Below are 18,901 nucleotides of genomic sequence, written 5' to 3'. Positions count from 1 at the left end.
CTCTCGCACGGAGAGGGTTCGCGGGAACACGGTCGGGGCGCTTCAGGCGAGGGTGGCCAGGGCGTCGCGGACACGGCCGCGTGCGGTCGACAGCGCCTGGCGGGCTTGGGCCGCCGGCACCCGGGCCAGCAGCGACACCAGCGCCGTCCGGGTGTCGCCGTCGGCGTCGGTCAACGCGGCCGCGCAGCTCTCCACGTCGGACCCGGTGGCCTCGGCCAGGATCGTCACCACCCGGCCGCGCAGTTTCCCGTTGGTCGCGTCGACGCCCACCATGAGGTTGGAGTAGGTGCGCCCCATGCGGACCATGACGGCCGTGGAGAAGGCGTTCAACGCCAGCTTCTGCGCCGTCCCCGCCTTCATCCGGGTCGACCCGGCGATCACCTCGGGGCCGGTGTCCATGCCCACGTGCACGTCCACCCGACCCGCCAGCGGGGCCTCCGGGTTGGCGCTGATCAGCACGGTCGTCGCGGATCGTTCCCGGGCGGCCTCCAAGGCGCCGCCCACGTAGGGCGTGCGTCCGCTGGCGGCCAATCCGATCGCCAGCGAACCGGGGGCGATGCCGGCGGCGTCGGCGCGGCCGGCCTCCCAATCGTCCTCGATGCCCTCCACCGCGCGGGCCAGCGCCTCGCCACCTCCGGCGTGGTGGGCCACCACCCAGTCCGCCGGCACCCCGTAGGTGGGCGGTAGCTCGGCGGCGTCCTGGGCGGCGATGCGCCCCGAGGTGCCCGCACCGAAGTAGTGGATGGCCGCCCCGCTCTCCAGGGCGGCCACCCCCAACTCCACGGCCCGGGCCAATCGGGGCAGGGCCGCCTCCACCGCGGCGGGCACGGTGGCGTCCTCGGCGTTGATCCGGCGCAGGATCTCCAGGGCGGGCAGCAGGTCGATGTCGTGGGTACCGGGGTTGCGGGCCTCGGTGGGAGCGCGCACGATCACGGCCTCTCCGGAGGGGGCCTCCGGGGGATCGGCCCGCCCGGGGCCCTCGTCCCCGCCGTAGTGCTCCACAGTGCTCTCCTGTTCGGTCCGCACCCGCTGCCGTTCCCTTCCCTCCGGTGCCGCCCGTCCCCTCGCCCGGGTCTCCGGGCGAGGGGACGGCCCCCGGCTCAGTCGTCGCTGGTCTTGTCGTCGGAGCGGTCCCGACGACGTTTGCGGTCGTCGTTGATCCGCAGTCCCCGCACCGCCTCGGCGGTGGTCTCCAAAGCCGTCCTGCTGTCGGTGTACCGGCTCTGCGCCAGCCCCACGAACAGGCAGTCCACCACGGTCAGCTGGGCGAGCCGACTGGCGGTCGCCCCGGACCGGAAGGTGGTCTCCCGGGCCGCGGTGGTCAGCACGTGATCGGCGAATCCGATGGGGGAGCGCGGGAAGTTGGTGATGGCCACGGTCCGCGCGCCCCGGCGCCCGGCCTCGGCCAGCGCCTGCACCGTGTCGATGGTGCTGCCGCTGTGCGAGATGCCGATCGCCACGTCCCGTTCGTCCAGCAGGGCCGCGCTGGTGAGCATCACGTGCGCGTCCGACCAGGCGAACGAGGTGAGTCCGATCCGGTGCAGTTTCTGTTGCAGGTCGGCACCGACGAACGCGCTCGCGCCCACTCCGTACACGTCGATGCGCCGGGCCGCGCCCATCGTGTCGATGACGGTGCGCAGCACGTCGACGTCCAGGGCCGCCCCGGTCTCCTCGACCGCGCGGGCGTCCGTGTAGGCGATCTTCTGGACCACCGTCACCAGGGTGTCGTCGGGGTTGATGTCCCCGTCGGGCTCGGGCCCACCCGTGGTCCGGGCGCCGCGCGCCTGGCCGGCCTCGGTGGCCAGGGCCAGTCGCAGTTCCCGGTACCCGCTGAAGTCGATGGTCCGGCAGAAGCGGATCACGGTGGCCTCGGAGGTGGCGCAGTCCTTCGCCAGCTGGGTGATGGAGGACGCGGCGGCCCGTTCGGGGTCGTCGATGATGCGTTGGGCGACCCGGCGTTCGGCCGGTGCCAGCGAGGGCAGCAGCGAACGGATGCGGAGCACGGTGGTGGGGACCTGTGGAATCCCGGATTCCACGCGGCCTTCCGTGGGCTTCGGAATGTGCGCCATGGAGGAAAGTTTCTTTCGGTGTTGGTGCAGAGTCAACGCGCGGAAGGGAAAAAGCGGGAGAATCCAGGATTCCAAGTGGGCGGCGCGGCGGCAAGTACCTCGGCCGTGGCGGTGACCGGTTTCGTCGCGGACCCGGGGCGGAACGGTCGGGCCGGTTCCTGCCGGTGGGGGCGGACCCGGCACACGGTCCCCGTGCGGTGTCGATGGCCGCGCGGTCGCGCGCCGGGTCCGGAGGAGGGCCGTCTCGGCCGCGGGGAAGTACCGGTCGTTCGGGCCCGCCGGCAACGAGTCTGGTCGGGGGCCCTTACGTTCGCCTTTCACAGGGGTGACGGTCGCGCGTCCTTGTGATATCGCCCGAATCCGTTCTCAGGGGTGCTGTCGGGTCACAGGAGTCGCTAGTGTCGACCTCATGACACAGAACAACGATCCCAACCTGGACCCGGCGGGGAGCACCCAGCACTTCCGCCGTTTCGTCGATGAGAACCCCGTGGCGGCGGCGCCCGAGCGTCGGCCGATCCTGCCGATCGTCCTCGCGGGCGTCGGTGCGGTCGCCGCGATCGCGGTCATCGTCGCGCTGGTGCTGGCCTTCGCCTGAGCCTCGCGGTGACCGTTCAAACGGTTCGCGACCACTCCGTGAGTCCTGCTAGAGTTAACGACGTCGCCGGGGAGCACGGCCCACGGGGCGGGCTTCCCACCACGAGCGGCAGGCGTCATTAGCTCAATTGGCAGAGCAGCTGACTCTTAATCAGCGGGTTCGGGGTTCGAGTCCCTGATGACGCACGGCGAACGACCCCGGCAGAAGGCCACACCTTCCACCGGGGTCGATCCTGTCGCATGCCCCCGGTCGCGCCGGGTGGCGCGGACCACACCCAGGACGGCGATGTCCTGTCGGTGGCTCCGATAGAATCGACGATGTCGCCGCACCGCGACGAGCGTCATTAGCTCAATTGGCAGAGCAGCTGACTCTTAATCAGCGGGTTCGGGGTTCGAGTCCCTGATGACGCACACGGGAGGGTCTCCGGCCACTGGCCGGGGGCCCTCGTGGCGTTCTCAGGGGGCGGATTCACGAATGTCGTCGCCGTGTGCTGTGCTGTACCGCGATCCCCTTGGCCCGGGAGGAAAACGAGTCCGCCACTCTTCGTGGTGCTCCATTTCCAGAATGTAGTTATCCATAAACGGATTGACGCCGCCCCTCACCTGGTGAAACGGTGTCCTGCCGCCCATTCCGGTCGGCTTCCCCTGACTCCTCCGGAGAATTCCCCATGCCCTCTTCCCCCACCATTCCCCGTGCCCTCGCCGTTTCCGCCCTGGCGTGCGGCGCCGTCGTGGCCCTGAGCGGCTGCGGCGTCCTCAACAGCGTGCTCGGCACGCAGGGCAACGTCTTCGACCTCGGCGTCGGCGACTGCTTCACCGAGGATGAGATGAACTCCGTCCTCGGCAGCGAAGAGGTCAGCGACATCCCCCTGGTCGACTGCTCGGAGGAGCACGACTCGGAGATCTACCACGTCGAGACGCTGCCCGAGGGTGACTACCCCGGCGACTCCGTGGTGAGCACGGCGGCGGACGAGACCTGCGGCACCCGGCTCGCCGAGTTCGTCGGCGTCGCCTACGACGACGAGATCCTCTCGTACGGTGTGCCCGCCGGCGACTCGACGATCTACTACGGCGCCCTGCTGCCGATCGAGAGCAGCTGGGACTTCGAGAACGGCCGCGACATCACCTGCTACGCCGTGATCGTCGGCGAGACGGTCACCGGCACCCTCTCCGGCTACGCCGCCTGACGACCGCTCATCGATCGTCGGTGACCCGGCCGGATCCGGATTTCCGGATCCGGCCGGGAACCACCACCGACTCCGGCGCATCTTGATAAGTGCCGACAGGTCATGTCCCGACCGGCACGAATCACAGAATCCAGTGGAGTCGCCATGTTGTCCGAAAAGCGCCGTTCGCCCTACGGCCGTCTCGTGATCGGCCCCTTGGTCATCGGTGCCGCCCTGTCGCTGACGGCCTGTGGCCCGCTGGAACTGCTCCCGCCCGCGCTGCGGACCGACGCGCAGCCCTCCCCCACCCCGGAGGAGGTCGACCCGGTCGAGACGGAGACCCCCTACGAGGAGCCCGTCGAGACGGAGACCCCGGCCGGTCCCGAGGACACCGACGTCTTCGACATCTTCCTCGGCGACTGCCTGACCGAGTTCGGTGAGGGCGAGATCTCCTCGGTGCCCCGGGTGGACTGCGCGGAGCCGCACCTCTACGAGGTCTACCACGTGGGCGACCTCTCCGAGAGCGGCTCCTATCCCGGTCAGGACGAGCTGGGCCGGATGGCCTTCGACTTCTGCGTCGAGCCCTTCGAGACGTTCACCGGCGAGGCCCACGGTTCCTCCTCGTTGGACATCGAGCCGCTCTTCCCGGTCGAGAACGGGTGGAACGAGGGCGACCGCGAGGTCCTGTGCCTGATCTACGACCGCGACGGCGACACCGTCGGGAGCCTGGGGGGCACCGCCCTGTGACGGTCGTCCGGTGACGGACGCGCACGGCCCGCGCCGCCGCTCGGCGGCGCGGGCCGTCGTCGTTCCCCGGGTCAGCCGATCGCGGGCCGCCACACCGGCGACATCGCCCGCAGCGGGTCCTCCCGGAGCCCCATCACCTCGGCGATCCCCTCGCCGACCGCGTTCTCCGCGCCGACCGGGAGGGGGGCCTCGGCCCGGGGCAGCCCCTGACAGGTCAGGTCGCCCGGATCCGCGCCGTCCACCAGGTAGGCGTCCACGGCGTCCGTCACACAGTCCATGCCCGGGATCGGGTAGAACCCGTGGCCGCCCTCGTCCGTGACGGTGATGAGAGCGTTGTCGAGCCGGTCCGCCATGAGCGGTCCGCCCTCGTACACGGTGTTCGCGTCGTACTCGGCCGCGATGATCAACCCGGTCGGGTATCCGTCGCGTTCGAGCTCCACCAGCGGTTCGGTCGGCCCCTCGGACGCGAACGTGCAGGGCTGCGGCGCGTGCCAGATCGCCCCGATCCCGTACGGGTTCCACTCGCGGATCTCACGCATGTCGGAGTGGTAGCCCGACAGTCGTGAGGGCCACTCGGCCTCACATGACACGGCCATGAGCAGGGAGTCGTTGCCGAGTTCGATACCGGGGTCCCCGGGCTCGGGGAACTCGTACTCGGGGAAGGGCACGTCGTGCACGAAGTGCCCCAGTTCCATGGAGATCAGGTCCCACAGGTGCTGGGGGCGGACCACCATGCCGACGTAGAAGTCGAAGTCGTCCCCGGTGAAGGGCACCCCCTCGGGCATTCCCGGGATGTCGTACCTGGGTTCGTCCTCAAGACGGTCGCGCACGCCCTCGATGGAGGCCAGGACATCCTCGGGTGTCGACCCGAAGCCGAGCACGTCGTCGTGCCCGGCCGCCCACGCGGTGTACCGCTCCATGTTGGCGTGGTAGCCCTCGCTCTGGCGGGTGAACACGCCCCGCCACATCCCGTCGGGGGTGACGGAGGAGTCCAGGACGCTTCGGTCCAACCGCTCGGGGAACAGGCTCCCGTACACCGCTCCCAGATAGGTGCCGTAGGAAACGCCGTAGTAGGAGGTCTGCTCCTCTCCCAGCGCCGCCCGGATGACGTCCATGTCCCGGGCGGTGTTCGCCGTGGTCATGTGCGGGATGAGGTCGCCGTGGGCGCTCTCGCAGGCCCGCTGCGTGGCGATGGCGGTCCGGGTGATGGTCGAGAACTCGTCATCGTCGGGGCGGGGCGGGGGAAGCGGCATCCCCCTGCCGCAGTCCAGCCGCGGCGTGGAGGCACCGCTGCCGCGCGGGTCCATGCCGATGACGTCGTACACCTCGGTGACACGCTGGTCGCCCAGGGTGAAATGGACGTTAAGGTCGGGGCGCGGCTCGATCGGCAGATGGCGGCCGGTCCCACCGGGGCCGCCGGGGTTGGTCAACAGGATGCCGCGTCGTCGTTCGGGGTCGGTCGCGGAGCGTCGGCTGACGGCGATGGTCGCCCGCTCGCCGCCGGGGTCGGCGTAGTCGAGGGGGACCTCGATCCCGGCGCACTCCAGTTCGGCGAGGAGGTCCTCCTCGCAGGGGGCCCACACGACCTCCTGGTCGTGGAACGCGCTCAGTGGATCGTCGGCTGCGGCCGGTGCGGCCGCGATGACGGACGTGGCCAGGGCGAGCACCAGGGTGCCCGCCGTGGTGAGGACGGGTGCTCTGCGCACGGGGGTCGTTCCTTTGCTTCTCCGGTCCGGATCGCGGGGGCGACGCCGGGGGGTGTGCATCGGCTCGGTAACCGTACGTATCGCCCATGGATGGGCAACACCCACAAAAGTCATGGATCCGCGCGTGTGGCCGGAGGCGGCCATGGCCAACGAATAGATATCTATGCATTTGTTATTTTTTGGGGCTTTTGCCATGCCGATCACGTCGCGCGAAGGACGCCGTTTGGTCACGAGGGTGGTGCTCGCCACACTCCTCGGGTTACCTTGTCGTTCTATTAGGAAAGTTTCCTAATAGAAGTGGCCGTGTCCCTGCGGCCCTTCTCGCGTGCCCCACGAGCGGAGCCCCCGCCCCCCGAGCCCCCTCCCCGCTAGGAGCCCCGTGGCCACCGAAATCACGGCCTCTCCACCGCCACCGGAAGCCGGGACCACGGCGTCGAACGACGTTCCGGTCCCCCTGCCCCTCCGGATCTGGCGTCATTACGTCCTGGTCAAGGTCCGCAAGGCGGTCGTGGTCGTCTTCGTCGTGGCCAACGTGACCTTCTTCCTCGGTCGCGCGATGCCCGGCGACCCGATCGACGTCATGGCCGGACGGCTCACCCAGGGCGGGATGAGCATGGAGGAGGCGCGCGTCATCGCGGCCAACTCGTTGGCCTACGATCCCGAGGCGTCCCTCTACCGACAGTGGTGGGACTTCTTCGTCGGCCTGCTCACCTTCGACATGGGCATGACCATCAACCGGCCCGGCTTCAGCGTGACCGAATCCATCGCCGCCTACCTGCCCTGGACCCTGTTCAGCATCGGCGTCGGCACCGTCATCGCCGTCGTCCTGGGTCTGACGCTCGGCATGATCATGGCCTACCGCCGCAACCGACTCCTCGATCACGCCCTCAGCGTCGTCGCCTCGGTCCTGGGGGCGATCCCCAACTACCTCATCGCGATGGTCCTGGTCGTCGGCGGCGGTATGTACCTGAGCTGGTTCAACCCCATCGCGTTGCGCGGCACCCTCAGCCCCGGCGTCGAGATCGGGTTCAACGTCGAGTTCGTCGGCGACGCCCTCTATCACGCCGGGCTGCCGATCTTCACCTACGTCCTGGCCATCATCGGCACGTGGATGCTCGTCATGAAGGCCTCCACCACCGAGGTCCTCGGTGAGGACTACGTGACCGTCGCCCGGGCCCGGGGACTGCGCGACCGGCGCATCGCGGTCGCCTACGTGGGGCGCAACGCCATCCTGCCGCTGGTGGCCCAGATCGCCATCTCCTTCGGCACGCTCGTCGGCGGCGCGATCTTCGTCGAGCAGGTGCTGGTCTACAAGGGCGTCGGCGGACTCCTCCTGGACGCGGTCAAGTACCGCGACTACCCGCTCCTCCAAGGCCTCCTCGTCGTCCTCACCACCTGCGTGGTGGCCGCCAACCTCATCGCCGACCTGCTCTACACCAGGCTCGACCCGCGGATCCGGAAGTAGGAGACCATGGCAGTCACCACCGTCGCCTCGGGCGGAGCCGGGGTCTGGGGCGCGATCTGGCAGGGCGTCACCCGCAGCACCAGTGGGTTCCTCGGCCTGTGCATCGTCCTGAGCGTCCTGCTCTTCGCCTTCGTCGGGCCTCTGCTCATCGACACCGACAACCCCACCGACGTCACCAAGATCTGGGGGCCGATCACCTCCGAGCACTGGCTCGGCACCAACCACGAGGGCAAGGACACCTTCGTCCAGTTGGTCCTGGGCGGCCGTGAACCCATCTGGGTCGGCATCGTCGCCGCCGTGATCACCGTCGCCATCGCCGTCGTCCTCGGCGGGATCGCCGGTTACGTGCGCGGCCGGATCGACCACTTCCTGCTCCAGCTCACCGACATCACGATGACCATCCCGTTCATCGTGCTGATGCTGGTCGTGGCGTCCTTCTACCGCACCACGTCACCGATGGTCGTCGCCTTCATCATCGGCCTGGTCACCTGGCCCTACCTCATGCGGTCGATCCGGGCGCAGGTCCTCACGCTCCGCGAACGCGAGTTCGTCGAGGCCGCCCGCATCCAGGACCTGGGCACCGCCCGCATCCTCTTCGTCGAGGTGCTGCCCAACATGGCCGGCTACATCTTCATCAACTTCATCATCGCGATCACCAACGCGATCTACGCCGTCGTCGGCATGTACCTGCTGGGCCTGCTGCCCAGCACCGCCGCCAACTGGGGGCTGATGATCCAGCAGGCCTGGGACAACAACGCCTTCCTGGTGCCCGCCGCCGTACCGTTCCTGCTCGCCCCCATGGCGATGATCATGCTCTTCCAGATCGGCCTGGTCACCATGACCCGCTCCCTGGAGCAGACCCTCGACCCACGACTCCGGGACAGGTGATCCCCGTGACCGCATCCCCTACCGCACCCGTCCCGCACGAGGGACCGCTGCTCTCGGTCCGCAACGTCGACATCGGCTACCGCACCGGCCGCCGCACCCTGCTCACCGCGGTCCACGACGTCTCCTTCGACCTCCACCCCGGCCAGTCCATGGCCCTGGTGGGGGAGTCCGGCTGCGGGAAGACCACCCTGGGCCTGGGCCTGCTGCGGCTCCTGCCCCGCACCGGCCTGGTCTCGGCCGGCGAGATCCGCTTCCGTCGCAAGGACGGAACCACCGTCGACATCCGCTCCATGGCCAAGGAGGACCTGCGCCGCTTCCGCTGGAGCGAGGCCGCCATGGTCTTCCAGGGGGCGATGAACGCCTTCAACCCGGTGCTCCGGATCGAGGACCACTTCGTCGACACCTTCCGCGCCCACGAGACCGGACGACCCCGCCGGCGCAGGGAGATCCTCGAAGAGTCCGCCGCCCTGCTGGAGATGGTCCGCCTCGATCCCGCACGGGTGCTGGGCTCCTTCCCCCACGAACTCTCCGGCGGCATGCGCCAGAGGTCCCTCATCGCCCTGGCCCTGGCCCTCGAACCGCAGCTGCTCATCCTGGACGAGCCCACCACCGCCCTGGACCTGCTCACCCAGCGCGCCATCGTCGAACGCCTCTGCGAGCTGCGCGAGGCGCTGCGGTTCTCGATGGTCTTCATCACCCACGACCTGGGACTGGCCGCCGAACTCGCCGACCGCGTCGGCACGATGTACGCGGGGCGGCTCATCGAGACCGGCACCACCCGGGACATCTTCCACCGGTCCCGCCACCCCTACACCTCCGCGCTGATCGGCTCCGTGCCCCCGATCAGCGGGGACCTGATCGTCCCCGAGTCCCTGCCCGGCTCCCCACCCGGACCGTCCTCCCCGCTCCCGGGCTGCTCCTTCGCCCCACGCTGCGGTCACGCCGTCGACCTGTGCCGCGAGCGCCGCCCCGAGCCGGAGGTCCTGCACGCCCGAGGCGACGGCCTCAGCCACACCGTCGCCTGTCTGCGTTCCCGTGAACTCGCCGCCGAGGGGGCCACCCGTGATTGACCGCTCCGTGCCACCGACCGCCGACCCCGCCTCCGGGGCCGCGACGAACGCCGCGTCGGACCCCGCCCTGCTGAGCCTGCACGGCGTCCACCAGGTCTTCCCCGGCCCGCGCGGTGACGTCCCCGCCGTCGCCGGCGTCGACCTGGAGGTGCGCCCCGGCAAGGCCCTGTGCCTGGTGGGGGAGTCCGGCTGCGGCAAGACGACCACCGCCCGGATGGCCGCCGGGCTGTCCGCCCCGACCCGGGGTTCGGTGCTGTTCCGCGGCCGGAATATCGACGCCATGGACAAGAAGGAGCGGTCCGGGTTCCGACGCGCCGTCCAGTACATCCACCAGGACCCCTACGCCTCCCTCAACCCGGTGCGCACCGTCCACTCCACGGTCTCGGCCGGGCTGCGCAGGCACCGCATGGTCGCCGACCGGAGGGAGGCCCGTCGGGTCACCGCCGAACTGCTGGAACGGGTCGACCTCACCCCGGCGGAGGACTTCCTCGACAAGTACCCGCACCAGATGTCCGGCGGTCAGCGCCAGCGCGTCGCCATCGCCCGCGCACTGGCGATGAACCCGGAGGTGATCATCGCCGACGAGTCCACCTCCATGCTCGACGTCTCCATCCGGGTCAGCCTGCTCAACACGCTGGGCCGCCTGCGCGACGAACTGGGCGTCGGCTTCCTGTTCATCACCCACGATCTGGCCGTGGCCAAGTACTTCGCCTGGGACGGCGAGATCGCCGTCATGTACCTGGGCAAGGTCGTCGAGCGCGGTCCCACGCCCCGGGTGGTCAACGACCCCCGGCACCCCTACACCAAGGCGCTCATCTCCGCGGTGTGCGAGCCCGACCCCGACCTCGCGCGCACCAGGGAACGCGTTCGGTTGCGCGACGCGGACATCCCCGACCTGACCGATCTGCCGCCCGGCTGCGACTTCCACCCGCGCTGCCCGGTGTACGCCCAGGGCGTGTGCGACACCCACCGGCCGCCACTGGTGCGCGACCACGACCGCCTGCTCGCCTGCCACGTGGTCGGCCAGGGGTGAGCGGATGCTCCTCATCGGCCGTTTCGGCCTGCTCGTCGGAGCCTTCCTCACCCTGACCGCCGGCCTCACGGCCCTGCTGAATCCCCCCGGCACAGCCGAGTTCGTGATCAGTGTCCTCACCGTCGTGATCGGCCTGACCGTGCTCTCCCTCGGACTGCTCGCCGTCCTCATCGAAAGGAAGCGCCAGGAATGACCCTCACCCCCAACCGCGACACCCTCCTCCGGGACCTCAGCCGCAGACGCCTTCTCAAGGCCGTCGGATTCGGCGCGGTCGGCGTCGCGGGCGCGAACGTCCTGACCGCCTGCGCCGGCGGCGACAACGCGGCGAACGCCACGGTCGGCCAGTTCACCGGTGTCTACGACTTCGACCTGGACGCCCAGACCCGGAACGTCGCCGTGGAGGACGGGGCGCTGCTGACCAACTCCGTCTACGTCGACCTGTTCCTGACGTCGAGCGCGTTCTACAACTGGGCGACCCACGAATGGGACTACCTGCTCGTGGAGAGCAGCACGTGGGAGGGCGACGACCTCATCGTCAGCCTGCGCCCGGGCCTGAAGTGGAGCGACGGCACCGACCTGAACGCCGACGACCTCCACCAGAACTACGCCATCCGCGCCTTGGAGGCCCCGTCCTGGTCCGTCGGTTTCCCGCAGATCACCGAGTTGGAGAAGCTGGACGACCTCAGCGTCCGGGCCCGCTTCGACGCTCCGTTCCCCGGCATCGAACTGCAAGTCCTCAAGCACCGCATCTTCTCCAAGTCCACCTACGGGGACTTCGGCGAACGCGCCATCGAGCTGTTCGGCGGCGGTGTCCGCCAGGGCGATGACGAGCACAACGAGTTCAACGCCGAGTTCATCGCGTTCGACCCCGACGAGATCATCTGTAGCGGTCCGTACAAGTTCGACCCGGGCCAGCTCGCCGACGCGCGCATCACCCTGGTCCGCAACGAGGAGGGCTACCAGGGCACGGAGGTCGGCTTCGACGAGATCGTCGTCCACAAGGGCGACAACCGTCAGGCCTCCCTGCTCATCCAGCAGGGCGAGGTCGACTACTCCACCCTGGCCACCTCCGCCGCCGACCAGCAGGCGTTCCAGAGCGTGGAGGGGCTGCGTTCGGTCGAGCACCCCGGTTACGACGGCTGCGGTCTGATGTTCAACTACAGGAAGAAGCCCGAGCTGAAGGACGTGCGCGTCCGCAAGGCGCTGGCCCACCTGCTCGACAGCGACCAGATCGGCCAGGTCGCGCGCGGCGAGGCCTACGGCCGCGTCGATCACTACGCGGGTCTGGTCGACCTCCAGGCCGAGCAGATCTTCAGCGCGGACGAGCTGGCCGGGTTCGAGACCTACGACCTGGACCACGACAAGGCGACCGAGCTGCTGGAGGACGCCGGATGGACCAAGGAGGACGGGATCTGGCTCCTGCCCGACGGCGAGGAAGCGGCCTTCGAGGTCATCGGTGTGGTCGGCTGGGGTGACTTCGAGCTCACCGCCACCCAGGTCGAGGAGGCCTGGAACGACTTCGGTATCAAGACCACCGCGTCCAACGTCCCCTCCGACAACCCGTGGGGCATCTGGGCCGCCGGAGACTTCGAGGTCGCCGTCCGCCACTGGGGCAACCCGGAGATCCCGGGTTACTGGGGTGCCTTCCAGATGAACTACCTGGTGGAGAACGCGCGCACCGAGGAGAACCCGGGCCAGGACTTCGACCTGAAGGTCGACAGCCCGAGTCAGGGCGAGGTGGACCTGGAGAAGCTGGTCGAGGTCGCCAAGACCGCTCCCAGCGAGGAGGAGCAGATCGAAGCCCTGAAGACGATGTCGATCGTCTTCAACGAGCTGCTGCCGCGCATCCCGATCTGGACGTACAAGTACCTGGCCCCCGCACTGGAGGGGGTCCGCGTGGAGAGTTTCGATGACGGCCACCCGGCCGCGCAGAACCAGATCTACCGGGACAACCACGTCATCCTGTCGCTGATCCAGGGCGACCTGAAACCGGTGGAGTGACGGGGCGCCCGCACCCGGCGGGAGGGCGGGAGTGACCCTCGCGCCGTGCGACCGCCGTCACGGGGCGGGCCCACGCGGGGCCCGCCCCGTTCCCGAGGTCCGCGGGGGCCGGGACCAAAGTCCCGAGCTTGATCACGAAAGTGGACGAGTGGAACCTGGTGGGGGTTTTCTGGCGATAGTCTCCTGGAATGCCGGGAGAGTTCCACCGCCCCGGCCCTCCCTCCCCGCGCCCGTAACGGATGTGGAAGGCCCCCTCCCATGGCCGCAGACCTGTACGACCTCGGCGACATGCCTCCCTTGGGACATGTGCCCGCCCGTATGCACGCCATGACGATCCGCGCCGAGCGTTACGGGCCCCCGCGCGGGGCGTTCGCCCGTGAGATCGTTCCCGTCCCCCGGGTCGAGGCCGGATACGTGCTCGTCTACACGATGACCGCGGGGATCAACTACAACAACGTCTGGGCCTCGTTGGGGAGTCCCGCCGACGTCATCGCGGTCCGGCGGAGGGCGGGCGCGACCGAGGACCACCACATCGGCGGCTCCGACGGAGCGGGCATCGTCTGGGCGGTGGGCGACGGGGTGCGCGGGGTCGAGGTGGGCGACCACGTGATCCTTTCCCCGGGCGACTGGGACGAACGCTCCGAGGACATCCGTCTCGGCCGGGACCCGGCCGCCTCGCGGAGCATGCGGGCCTGGGGTTACGAGTCCAACCACGGCTCCTTCGGTCAGTTCTGCCTGGTGCGCGATGTGCAGTGCCACCCCCGGCCCGAGGGCATGTCCTGGGAGGTGGCCGGGGGGTTCCTGGCCGCCGCGGCCACGGCCCACCGGCAGCTCTTCGGGTGGCACCCCCACGTGGTCCGCCCCGGCGACCCGGTGCTGATCTGGGGCGGGGCCGGAGGCCTGGGCTCCTTCGCCGTCCAACTGGTCCGCAACGCGGGCGGCCGGGCGGTGGCGGTGGTCTCCACCGAGGAGAAGGCGCGGGTGTGCCGGGAACTGGGCGCGGTCGGGGTCCTGCTGCGCACGGAGTTCGACCACTGGGGGCGGATGCCGGAGGAGGGCGACGCCGAGGCCCACGCCGCCTGGTCCGCGGGCGTCCGCGCCTTCGGCCGTCGGTTCTGGGAGGTCCTGGGGGAGCGGCGCGGCCCGCGGATCGTCTTCGAGCACAGCGGGGCGGACACCTTGCCGACCTCCCTCTACGTGTGCGACAACGAGGGCATGGTGGTGACCTGCGGGGCCACGTCGGGGTATCGGGCCGATATCGATCTGCGCTTCCTGTGGATGCGCCTCAAACGCCTCCAGGGCTCGCACTTCGCCACCACCGCCGACTGCCGGGCCGTCGTCGACCTGGTGGACCGGGGACTCCTGGACCCCTGCGTGACCTCGGTGGTGGAGTTCGACGAGATCGGTGAGGCGCATCAGGAGGTCTATGAGAACGTTCACCCCTGGGGGAACAGGGTGGCCCTGGTCAACGCCCGGCGCGGGGAAGGGGCCGAAAGGGCGCGGCCCCGGGACGGCGTGTGAACCATGGGTCCGCTGACCGAAAACCGACCAAAGTCCCTAGCTGGACAAAATACAATAAAATACATTAACCATCCATTGATCCGCCTCTCTGGCCCCTGTCGTCCTCCCTGGTCAAGAGTGATGTTCGCGTCCCTTTTCCGGTGCTTCTCCGATTCTTCTGCCAAGCCGGTCCACCTTTGTTAGTCTGGCGAACCGAACGACGATTACCGGTGGAAGTGCAGGAATTGTGCGGGCCGTGGATGCTTGTCTCCGGAATGGGTTCCCATCCCCGCCCCGTGCGAGTGGGGGCGATCCGCCCACCCGAGCCAAGGAGACGAGACAGTGGCAGAGGCGCCACCGCCGGCAGACGGCTCCGCCCCCCGGTCCCCCGGGGACGGGCCCAAGGCGTCGACGGAGGAGGAGCCCACAGTCAGGCGAGAGGGGCGTTTCCGTAGGGCCATCTACCGTATGGTCAGGATCCAGGAAACCCGCTCCATGGAGACCGAGCAAGGAAATCCCGTGCATCAGCCCGTGCATCCGCACTCGCAGGAACCCGGCCGCACCGCGGACCGGGACGGCGGTCGGTACACCGCCGGGTCCTCTCCCGTGACGGGGGAGACTAAGGCGGGTGGCGCCCAGAGCGCCCCGCCCGGGGACCTCCCCTCGGTGGAACGGCCCGTCGGCCCCTTCTCCGGCTCCGCCGAGAACGGCTACCGACCCGCCACCCGGCCCGGTGTCCCCAACCCCTACACCACGGTCCGGCGCGTCGAGATCGACGACGTCGCGCCCGATGTCACCCCCGTCGGTCAATGGCGCGGTGTCGGTCTCGACGAGCCCGAACCGCGCACTCCCGAAGTCACCGCTCCGACGGAGCACACCGCGTCCGAGGAGGAGGCCCCGGTGCACCAGACCCCGTTCGCGTTCGAGGGGCCGGTCCCCTCGGCGACCGGTCCCGCGTCCGAGCCCCCTCACACGGAGCAATTCGAGGCCCCTGTGTCACACACCCCCGCGTCCTCCGTACCGGAGTCCCCGCTGCCCGAGCCCCTCCGCCGGGAGTCGCCCCAGGGCGACGACCACCGCGGTCGCTTTCCGGAAGGGGGTTCCGGGCACCACGAGCCCCGCGCCGCGGCGGCCGAACCGGGCCCCGACCCCGACAGACGGCACCGCCAGGAGTCCTGGCGCGCCCGCCGCGGCCCGGCCGAGTCCGACCGCTACGCCTCCGAGGCGCCGCTGCGCGGAGAGCCCTCCTACGACCCCGGATACGGTGAGCGGGCGCCCCGCGCGGAGTATCCCTCCCGCGGCGAGGAACCCCGCTACGACCGCGCCCCCCGGGGCAACCCCTACCGGGATCCCTACGCGGCGCGCGAGCCCCGCGCGGATCACCGCGACCCCTACGGTCCCGACCACGGCGCCCACCACGGCCCCTACGGTCCCGACCACGGTGCCCACCACGGCCCCTACGGGCAGGATCCGCGGGCCCCCCGGCCGGAGGCCTACCGTCCCCCGCCGCCGCAGCCGCCGCACCCCCAGGGCGAGTACCCCTACCCCCAGGCGCCGATGGCCTACCCCTACCCGGTGTACCCGCCGCCCTTCCAGCACCCGATGGCCTACCCCAACGTCTACCCGCCGCCGTTCCAGCCCCCCGGTTACGTGGTCCAGGGCCAGCCGGTGTTCTACCCCGGGCAGGCCAACCCCTACGGCCAGCCGGTCCAGCACGTCATCGTGTTCACCGCCGGTCAGCCGCCGCAGGTCATCACCGCCGACTCCGCGGCCACCCTGTTCGCCGAACAGACCCAGGCCACCGAGATCCGCGAGGACCGCGAGGACCGCGAGGACAAGGCGCTCACCCGGGCCGAGCCGGTCGAGGAGGCGCAGCGGGCCTCCGACGACGAACCCGCGGCGGACGACACGACCGCCGCGGCCGTCGAGGAGACCGCCCCGGCGACCCTCGCCGAGGCCGGGGGCGCCGGGGAGACGCCCCGAGAGCCGGTCGGCGACGCTCCCTTGCCCGTCCCCTCGGCGGTGGCGGGCGGCAAGGGGCTGCTCAACGAGGCCCTGGCGGGTCTGGCCATGCGCGACCTGTCCCTCGTCGACGCGCTCCTGGAGATGGTCGAGGAACTGGAGGCCGACGCCCAGGACCCCGACCTGCTCGACAAGCTCTTCCAGATCGACAACTTCGCGACCCGGATGCGGCGCAACGGGGAGAACTTCCTGGTGCTCACCGGACACGACGGCGGCGAGTCCGACGCCCACGACGAGATCGTCCCCCTGCTCGACGTGGCCCGCGCCGCCATGTCCGAGATCAAGGACTATCCCCGGGTCATGCTGGGCAAGCTGCCGCAGACCTCCATCACCGGTATGGCGGCCGACGACATCAGCCACCTGCTGGCCGAACTCCTCGACAACGCCACCGCCAACTCGCCCGAGCACTCCCAGGTCGTCATCAGCGGCCAGGAGATGGACGACGGCCGTCTGATGATCGTCGTCGAGGACGAGGGCGTGGGCATCCCGGACCGGCAGCTCGCCGAACTCAACGAGCGTCTGTCCGGCGACCCCGTGCTCGACGAGGAGGTGCCCCGGCACATGGGCCTCTACGTGGCCAGCCGCATCGCCAAGAAGCACGGTCTCGAAGCCAAGCTGGAGTCCCGTGCCTTCCGAGGGGTCAGCGCCTACGCGATCGTCCCCAAGGAGCTGTTGCGCGTGGCCACGCCGCGTACCCCGGGCCAGTCGCGCACGTCGACGATCCCCACGGGCACCGCCCCCGCCACGCGGCCGGCGTCCGCGGCGCCGACCACCGCGCCCCCCAACGGCAAGCCGACCGGTGGGTCCGCTCCTTCCGGCGCCACCTCCTCCATCACCTCGGCCGGGTTGCCCCGGCGCAGCGCCACCCCGCACGGTTCGCCGCTGCGGATGATGCCGCGCCCCGAACCCGGCGGTGCCGCCTCCAAGGCGCGCGAGAACACACCGCCCAAGCTCACCGGAGAGGCTCGGGCCGAACAGATCCGGGACGAGCTGGGCGACTTCCTCGAAGGCGAGCGTGCGGCCTTGGAGGGAGAGGATCTCGACGGCACCACGGACGACGCGGGTGGGAAGGCCGAGGAATGAGCGGCCGTACCCCCCGGCGCGCGCACCCGGAGTGCGCGCGCACATCCCCCCGAACCCCTATGACACTCGGCCGAGGCAGGTAGAGCATGACTGAATCCGTGAACGACAGTGTTGAGAACTTCTCGTGGCTCATCGACCGGTTCGTGCGGGACGTGCGCGGTGTCGAGCACGCCGTCGTGGTCTCCTCCGACGGCCTGGTGCTGACCCACTCCAGCGACTTCCCCGAGGAGCACGCCGAGCAGCTCGCCGCCATCGCCAGTGGCCTGCACAGCCTGGCCGTGGGCGGGGCGAGCCTGTTCCAGCGCGGTGAGTGCGAGCAACTGCTCGTCCGCTTCAACCACGGACACCTGTTCATCATGGCGATCAGCGACGGTTCCTGCATGGCGGTGCTCACCGCCCCCGGGACCGAGCTGAAGCTCGTCGGCTTCCAGATGGCCAAGCTCGTCGAGAACGTCGCCCATGTGCTCACGCCGCAGTTGCGCTCGCAGCTGCGCGAAGTCATCCAGAACTGACGACGGTGACCCGTTACGGTTCGGCAGGAATGAGGTTGCCACGTCAATGAGCTTCCGTAGGCGAAGGAGTAACCGCGTTCGCCCGTTCACCTTCACCGGTGGGCGGACGCGGTCACGGCATCCGCTGATGGTGCAGACCCTGGTCTCGACGTCCGAGCCCGGGCAGGAACCTCCTGGCACCCTCATGCCGGAGTCGATCAGTATTTACAAGCTGTGCCGGGAGACCCGGTCGTTGGCCGAGGTCTCGGCCGAGTTGAACATCCCCCTGGGCGTCACCCAGGTCCTGGTCAGTGACCTGGCGGAACAGGACCTGGTGTACATCCACCCGACCATCACCGGCAGCAGTCCATCGGAAAACCAGGTTCTGGAGAGGGCTCTTCGTGGTCTCGAACGACTTTTCCAGTGACAAGCGGTCCAATCGCAAGAAGATGTCGAGCAAGATCGTCATCGCCGGTGGCTTCGGTGCCGGCAAGACGACGTTGGTGCGCTCGGTCTCGGAGATCCCGCCCGTCACCACCGAGGCGATCATGACCGAGGCGAGCATCGGTCATGACGACACCTCGATCACCCCCGACAAGACGACGACCACCGTCGCGATGGATTTCGGCCGGATCACCATCGACGACGAACTCGTCATGTACATGTTCGGTACACCGGGCCAGGCGAGGTTCTGGTTCATGTGGGACGATCTCGTCAGAGGTGCGGTGGGCGCCGTCGTCGTGGTCGACTGCCGTCGTCTGGCGGACTCCTTCGACGCCGTCGACTACTTCGAGACGAACAAGCGCATTCCCTACATCGTGGCGCTGAACCGGTTCGAAGGGCAGCTGGACTACACGGCCGAACAGGTACGCGAGGCCTTGGAGGTCAGCCCGGAGGTCCCCATCATCGACTTCGACGCCCGCCAGCGGCTCTCCGGGGGAGGTCCTCAAGACCCTCCTCAGGTACGCCTTGGAGCACAACCGCGCCAGCGAGCCCGTCGCCTGACGGGCGGGGAGGTCGCCCCCGGCACGCTCCCCCCGGTCGTCCCGTAGATTCCCCAGGAAAG

16 protein-coding genes, 2 tRNA genes and 1 pseudogene are annotated in these 18,901 nt (G+C 69.6%); 16 read left to right on the top strand and 3 right to left on the bottom strand.

The window, feature by feature from the left end; all coding sequences use genetic code 11:
- Positions 1-42: 42 nt before the first annotated feature.
- Together RM479_RS21775 and RM479_RS21770 are read right to left on the bottom strand one after the other, a co-directional pair.
- Entirely contained in the window at positions 43-1,026 is a 984-nt protein-coding gene (locus RM479_RS21775) for an N-acetylmuramic acid 6-phosphate etherase (protein ID WP_311513614.1), read from the bottom strand.
- A gap of 74 nt (positions 1,027-1,100) precedes the next feature.
- Positions 1,101-2,069 carry a MurR/RpiR family transcriptional regulator gene (locus tag RM479_RS21770; RefSeq protein WP_311513613.1) on the bottom strand — a complete coding sequence of 323 codons (969 nt, stop codon included), beginning with the start codon at positions 2,067-2,069 and terminating at the stop codon, positions 1,101-1,103.
- A gap of 409 nt (positions 2,070-2,478) precedes the next feature.
- Between RM479_RS21770 and RM479_RS21765 the strand changes: the two genes are divergently transcribed.
- The 5 genes from RM479_RS21765 to RM479_RS21745 all read left to right on the top strand — a co-directional run bounded on the left by RM479_RS21765 (position 2,479) and on the right by RM479_RS21745 (position 4,576).
- Positions 2,479-2,664, top strand: coding sequence for a hypothetical protein (locus RM479_RS21765; protein ID WP_274807422.1), 186 nt, complete (start codon positions 2,479-2,481; stop codon positions 2,662-2,664).
- 112 nt (positions 2,665-2,776) lie between these two features.
- Positions 2,777-2,849, top strand: a tRNA-Lys gene (locus RM479_RS21760).
- Between the two features lie 152 nt (positions 2,850-3,001).
- Positions 3,002-3,074: transfer RNA gene (locus RM479_RS21755), tRNA-Lys, on the top strand.
- A 257-nt stretch (positions 3,075-3,331) separates the two neighbouring features.
- The gene (locus RM479_RS21750) at positions 3,332-3,850 is read left to right on the top strand and encodes a septum formation family protein (protein WP_311513612.1); all 519 of its coding nucleotides are present in this window, start codon (positions 3,332-3,334) and stop codon (positions 3,848-3,850) included.
- A 144-nt stretch (positions 3,851-3,994) separates the two neighbouring features.
- Positions 3,995-4,576, top strand: a complete 582-nt coding sequence (locus tag RM479_RS21745) for a septum formation family protein (protein WP_311513611.1) — start codon at positions 3,995-3,997, stop codon at positions 4,574-4,576.
- 71 nt (positions 4,577-4,647) lie between these two features.
- Here RM479_RS21745 and RM479_RS21740 read toward each other — a convergent pair whose 3' ends face one another.
- A complete protein-coding gene (locus RM479_RS21740; protein WP_311513610.1) occupies positions 4,648-6,282 on the bottom strand; it encodes an alpha/beta fold hydrolase in 1,635 nt (544 codons plus the stop codon).
- Positions 6,283-6,661: 379 nt separating this feature from the next.
- Here RM479_RS21740 and RM479_RS21735 point away from each other — a divergent pair, with 379 nt between their 5' ends.
- The 11 genes and pseudogenes from RM479_RS21735 (at position 6,662) to RM479_RS21685 (ending at position 18,840) form a co-directional block, all read left to right on the top strand.
- Positions 6,662-7,747: an ABC transporter permease gene (locus RM479_RS21735; protein WP_311513609.1), complete on the top strand. Its 1,086-nt coding sequence runs from the start codon at positions 6,662-6,664 to the stop codon at positions 7,745-7,747.
- A 6-nt stretch (positions 7,748-7,753) separates the two neighbouring features.
- The gene (locus RM479_RS21730; RefSeq protein ID WP_311513608.1) at positions 7,754-8,635 is read left to right on the top strand and encodes an ABC transporter permease; all 882 of its coding nucleotides are present in this window, start codon (positions 7,754-7,756) and stop codon (positions 8,633-8,635) included.
- 5 nt (positions 8,636-8,640) lie between these two features.
- Complete coding sequence (locus RM479_RS21725; RefSeq protein WP_311513607.1) at positions 8,641-9,705, top strand: ABC transporter ATP-binding protein; 1,065 nt, start codon at positions 8,641-8,643, stop codon at positions 9,703-9,705.
- Positions 9,698-10,738 carry an ABC transporter ATP-binding protein gene (locus RM479_RS21720; protein WP_397222823.1) on the top strand — a complete coding sequence of 347 codons (1,041 nt, stop codon included), beginning with the start codon at positions 9,698-9,700 and terminating at the stop codon, positions 10,736-10,738. Before RM479_RS21725 ends, RM479_RS21720 begins: the two co-directional genes overlap by 8 nt.
- Positions 10,739-10,742: 4 nt before the next feature.
- The gene (locus tag RM479_RS21715; RefSeq protein ID WP_274807429.1) at positions 10,743-10,931 is read left to right on the top strand and encodes a hypothetical protein; all 189 of its coding nucleotides are present in this window, start codon (positions 10,743-10,745) and stop codon (positions 10,929-10,931) included.
- On the top strand, positions 10,928-12,739 hold the full coding sequence (locus RM479_RS21710; RefSeq protein WP_311513606.1) for an ABC transporter substrate-binding protein: 1,812 nt from the start codon (positions 10,928-10,930) through the stop codon (positions 12,737-12,739). Before RM479_RS21715 ends, RM479_RS21710 begins: the two co-directional genes overlap by 4 nt.
- 258 nt (positions 12,740-12,997) lie before the next feature.
- The gene (gene ccrA / locus RM479_RS21705; protein ID WP_311513605.1) at positions 12,998-14,260 is read left to right on the top strand and encodes a crotonyl-CoA carboxylase/reductase; all 1,263 of its coding nucleotides are present in this window, start codon (positions 12,998-13,000) and stop codon (positions 14,258-14,260) included.
- Between the two features lie 498 nt (positions 14,261-14,758).
- On the top strand, positions 14,759-17,344 hold the full coding sequence (locus RM479_RS21700; RefSeq protein ID WP_311513604.1) for an ATP-binding protein: 2,586 nt from the start codon (positions 14,759-14,761) through the stop codon (positions 17,342-17,344).
- Between the two features lie 86 nt (positions 17,345-17,430).
- Positions 17,431-17,856, top strand: coding sequence for a roadblock/LC7 domain-containing protein (locus tag RM479_RS21695; protein ID WP_311513603.1), 426 nt, complete (start codon positions 17,431-17,433; stop codon positions 17,854-17,856).
- Positions 17,804-18,262, top strand: coding sequence for a DUF742 domain-containing protein (locus RM479_RS21690; RefSeq protein ID WP_311513602.1), 459 nt, complete (start codon positions 17,804-17,806; stop codon positions 18,260-18,262). Before RM479_RS21695 ends, RM479_RS21690 begins: the two co-directional genes overlap by 53 nt.
- 22 nt (positions 18,263-18,284) lie before the next feature.
- Positions 18,285-18,840: pseudogene (locus RM479_RS21685) on the top strand (GTP-binding protein).
- Positions 18,841-18,901: the final 61 nt, after the last annotated feature.

The sequence above is a fragment of the Nocardiopsis lambiniae genome (assembly GCF_031845465.1).
GTDB classification, from domain to species: Bacteria; Actinomycetota; Actinomycetes; order Streptosporangiales; family Streptosporangiaceae; genus Nocardiopsis; species Nocardiopsis lambiniae.
Note: the sequence above shows the minus strand (reverse complement) of the source record. Positions and strands in the feature narration are given on the sequence as shown.